Here is a 500-nt window from a genome sequence, read left to right as displayed (position 1 = left end):
CGCATCCCCGCCGGCGACATCGACTACCGGGTGGTGCGGATGCTCATCGCCCGTACCGGCATCGTCGACCCCGCAGTCTGGGCCGGCCTGGATGAAGAACTCGCGGCCCGGGCCCACCGGTGGATGCGGCTGTCTGAACGGCAGTTGCGGGACCGGGTGGATCAATGGATCGCCAAACTCGACCCCCACGGGGTACGGGTTCCACCCCCGATCGACGACGGGCGGTTTGTTCAGGTGGAGGCGAGCAGCCCCGGCATGGCGTCGGTGTGGGCCAACATCCACGCCGCCGACGGGGTCGCACTGAATCAACGCCTCGATGCGGTCGCCGACACCGTCTGCAAACACGACCCCCGTACCCAGGAGCAGCGCCGCGCCGATGCGGTGGGACCGGTGGCCCGACTGGAATCCCGCATGCCCTGCCTGTGTCGGCGCGAAGACTGCCCCGCCGCACAGCAGCGGGCGGCCGCCGATGCCGCGGTGGTGCATGTGCTGGCCGACCA

1 protein-coding gene is annotated in these 500 nt (G+C 70.4%); it reads left to right on the top strand.

The features are described from left to right. Positions 1-500: DUF222 domain-containing protein (locus A5779_RS22860; RefSeq protein ID WP_131811681.1), on the top strand; the 500-nt coding region annotated here is incomplete at both ends.

This window comes from Mycolicibacterium peregrinum, assembly GCF_001665625.1.
GTDB lineage: Bacteria > Actinomycetota > Actinomycetes > Mycobacteriales > Mycobacteriaceae > Mycobacterium > Mycobacterium peregrinum_B.
The sequence above is the reverse complement of the archived record's forward strand: the minus strand, read 5'-3'. Positions and strand labels throughout refer to the sequence as shown.